This is a genomic window from Burkholderia sp. Se-20378 (genome assembly GCF_017104665.1).
GTDB lineage: Bacteria > Pseudomonadota > Gammaproteobacteria > Burkholderiales > Burkholderiaceae > Burkholderia > Burkholderia lata.
On sequence record NZ_JAAGPG010000681.1, the window covers coordinates 1 to 3,941 of the forward strand.

General features: G+C 69.9%; 2 protein-coding genes and 1 pseudogene. 2 read left to right on the top strand and 1 reads right to left on the bottom strand.

Features of this window, described 5'->3' with window-relative positions:
* Positions 1-183 precede the first annotated feature (183 nt).
* Positions 184-1,860, top strand: coding sequence for a fatty acid--CoA ligase (locus G3N93_RS35990; protein WP_374196539.1), 1,677 nt, complete (start codon positions 184-186; stop codon positions 1,858-1,860).
* 40 nt (positions 1,861-1,900) lie between these two features.
* Here G3N93_RS35990 and G3N93_RS35995 read toward each other — a convergent pair whose 3' ends face one another.
* The gene (locus tag G3N93_RS35995) at positions 1,901-2,320 is read right to left on the bottom strand and encodes a nuclear transport factor 2 family protein (protein ID WP_206135140.1); all 420 of its coding nucleotides are present in this window, start codon (positions 2,318-2,320) and stop codon (positions 1,901-1,903) included.
* A gap of 331 nt (positions 2,321-2,651) precedes the next feature.
* Here G3N93_RS35995 and G3N93_RS36000 point away from each other — a divergent pair.
* A pseudogene (locus tag G3N93_RS36000) lies at positions 2,652-3,941 on the top strand (helix-turn-helix transcriptional regulator); the annotation flags it as partial.

Here is a 3,941-nt window from a genome sequence, read left to right on the forward strand (position 1 = left end):
TGACGTGCGGATGTCCGCCGGGCCGGCGCAAGCGCCGACTCCCCCTGACAGGGGGGGGCGCCGCCGCCGGCGCGTCGGGTATCGTGGCCGCACTCGCGAAGACCGGACCCGGCGGATGCCCGGGCCGTGCCGCCCGCGGGCGTGCCGCTTTGCCCGGCCGGCATCGTGCCTGACCGGTCGCTTATGGAGCCCTTCATGAATCCGTCACAGCCGCATTTGCACGATGCGTCGGCCCCGTCCGCGCATGCGTATCCGCTGCTGATCAAGCAGCTGCTTCACACGCCGCTCGCGACGCGGCCCGAGCAGGAGATCGTGTACGGCGACCAGGTCCGGCACGATTACTGGACGTTCCGGCATCGCATCGGGCAACTCGCGAGCGGGTTGGCGTCGCTCGGCGTCGGCGCGGGCGATACGGTCGCCGTGATGGACTGGGACAGCCACCGCTATCTGGAGTGTTATTACGCGATCCCGATGATGGGCGCGGTGCTGATGACCGCGAACGTCAGGCTGTCGCCCGACCAGCTCCTCCATACGCTGAACCATTGCGGCGCGCGGGTCGTGCTGGTGCATCGCGATTTCCTGCCGTTGCTGGACGGCATCCGCGACCGGCTCGTCGCCGCACAGCGCTTCGTGCTGATCGCGGACGGCGCCGAGACCGGGCTGCCCGACGGTTTCGCCGACGAATACGAACGGCTCGTCGCGGCCAGCTCGCCCGATTTCGTGTTCGACGATTTCGACGAGAACACCCGCGCGACGACGTTCTATACGACCGGCACGACCGGGCTGCCGAAAGGCGTCGCGTTCAGCCACCGCCAGCTCGTGCTGCACACGCTGGCCGGGATGGCCGCGCTGTCGAGCGCGCGCGATCGCGGGCGCCTGCATCGCGACGATGTCTACATGCCGATCACGCCGATGTTCCACGTGCACGCGTGGGGGCTGCCTTATATCGCGACCACGCTCGGGCTCAAGCAGGTGTACCCGGGGCGATATTCGCCCGACGGGCTGCTGGCGCTGATCGCGCGCGAGTCGGTGACGTTCTCGCACTGCGTGCCGACGCTGCTCGGCATGATCCTCGACTGCCCCGCATCGGCGTCGGTCGATCTCTCGTCGTGGAAGGTGGTGGTCGGCGGCTCGCCGTTGCCGGAAGGGCTCGCGCGGGCGGCGCTCGCGCGCGGCATCGACGTGTACACCGGCTACGGGATGTCGGAGACCTGCCCGCTGATGACGATCGCCCAGGTCGATGCGTCGCCGATGGCGAACGGCACGGCCGACGACGACCTCGCGCGCCGGACGAAGGCGGGGCTGCCGCTGCCGCTCGTCGACCTGCGCATCGTCGATGCGCAGTTTCGCGACGTGCCGCATGACGGCCGCGCGGCCGGCGAGGTGGTCGTGCGCATGCCGTGGGCGACGGCCGGCTATCTCGGCGACGCGCCGGCAACGGCGTCGTTGTGGGCCGGCGGCTATCTCCATACGAACGACATCGGCGTGATCGATCCGGACGGCCGGCTGCAGATCACCGACCGGATCAAGGACGTGATCAAGACGGGCGGCGAATGGGTGTCGTCGCTGGAACTCGAGGACATCCTGTCGCGCCATCCCGCCGTACGCGAATCGGCTGTCATCGGCGTGAAGGACGCACGCTGGGGCGAGCGGCCGCTCGCGCTCGTCGTGCTGGCCGACGATCACGTCGGGCGCGTCGATCCGGCCGAGTTGCAGGCGCACGTGAAGCAGGTGGCCGATCGCGGGCTGATCTCGCGGTACGCGGTGCCGGAACGGCTGCTGATCGTCTACGCGAGCGAGAAGACGAGCGTCGGTAAGATCAACACGCGGGCGCTGCGGGCACGCTACCAGCTCGCGTGACGGTTCAGCCGGCCGGGCGACCGCCGCCCGCCGCGCCCGCTCAGCCGAGCGTCGTCTTGCCGAGATCCTCGAAAAGCCGGACGTTGTCCCAGTACGCGGCCAGCCGCGCGATGCGGCCGTCGGCATCGAACTCGAACACGAACGCGTGCCGCAGCGTGAACGACCGGCCGCGGTTCCGGATGCCGAGAAAGTCCCGCGCCTGCGTGCCGCGGATCGTGACCTCGGCGGTGGCGTGGCGGCCGGCATCATCCGCATGAATGGCGTCGATCCCGTTCGACAGGTCCGGGAATGCGTCCAGCAGCGTGCCCCAGATCATCCTGCCGTGCGTGGCCGCCGGAGCGGCCGCGCCGGCCGGCACGTAGTCGAGGGCGGCAGCGGGAGAAAAGAGCGCGAGCATCCCTTCGATGTCATGCTGGCGATACCGGTCGAAAAAGGCGGCGACGACGTCGCGATGGTTCATGCGGACTCCTGGCGGAACGACTGGGGAAACGGTCCCGACGCGCGGCGCGAGCCGGCTGTGCAGGACACCTTCCGGTCAGGATGGGGCGACTTTCCCGGCGCGGTAGCCCCCCGAATGGGGGGCTGAACAGCACCCGCCCGATCGAGAACAATGCGAGTCCTTCCGTTCGACCGGCGCGCGCCGCGGTACGGACATCACCTACTTTTGACGGCCGTCGCCGTGTCGCTATGCTGTCTCGGTGCGCGGCGGCACCGCGCCGCGCACCGGGCCGTACCTTGGCCCGGCCTTCCAGGCGAACGCACGCGCGCAGCGCAAGGAGAACAGGAACAGTATGACGTCCAGCGACAGCAGACAAGCAGCAGGGCCTGCGGACGCCGACGGGATCGAAGTGCTGGTGCGCACCAAGCTCGCACCGGCGTCGGCCCGTGGAATCGTGTCGCGTATCGCGCGCTTCGGCCGGCTCGCGCGCGGCCTCGATCGGCGGCTGACGCTCGTGTGCGCGCCGGCCGGGTACGGCAAGACGACGGTGCTGGCGGAATGGCGCCATGCGCTCGTGGCGACGAACGTGAAGGTCGCCTGGGTGAGCCTCGACCAGGACGACGACAACGCGTCGATTTTCTCGTCGTACGTGGTGGCGGCGATCGTCGACGCGACGGGCGGGGTCGGCGGCCGCGCGCAGCGGCTGCTGCGCGACCGCGCGCTGATTCCGCTGAAGATCGTGTTCGACGAATTGCTCAACGAGCTGGAGGTCGCGGGCGTCGAGCTGGTCCTGATGCTCGACGACTACGACCGCCTCGCATCCCCCGTCATCCACGACGCGATGTTCGAGCTGCTGCGCTATGCGCCATCGAACCTGCACGTGGTGCTGTCGTGCCGCTCGGCGCCCGCGTTGCCGCTCAGTTATTTCGAATCGCGCGACGAGCTCGTCCGGGTCGACGAGGACGATCTGCGCTTCGACGAAGCGGAGACGCGCGCGTTCTTCGAGCGCGTCGCCGGCAAGCCGCTCAGCGCGGAAAACGCCGGGCGGCTGCGCGCGGCCACCGAAGGCTGGGTGTCGGGCCTGCAGCTCGCGGCGCTCGCGTTGCGCGACGACAACGATGCGGCGCGCGTCGCCGAGCAGGTCAGCCATGCGCGCGCCGGCATTGCCGCGTACCTGAACGAGAACGTGATGACGCAGGTGCCGGATGCGATCCGTCATTTCCTGCTCTGCACGGCCGTGCTGGACCGGATGACGCCCGCGCTGTGCGATGCGCTGACTGGCCGCGACGATGCCGTCGCGTGCCTGGAGTGGCTGAGCGCGCACAACCTGTTCATCCGCTCGGTCGACGGCGGCCGCCGGAGCTACCGGTATCACGCGCTGTTCCTGCAATACCTGCGCGAGGAGCTGACGTTGCGCCGGCCGGACGAGGTCGCCGCGCTGCATCACCGCGCGAGTGCGTGGTACGCGGCCGAACGGCAATGGCCGGATGCGGTCAGGCATGCGCTCGCCGCCGGTGATTTCGACGCGGCCGCCGGCTGGGTCGAGGCGTGCGCGATGAAGCTGATCGCCGCGAGCGACGTCCGCACCGTGCTCGACTGGGTGTCGCGCCTGCCGGAGCCGGCGCTGGCGGGCCGCCTGCGG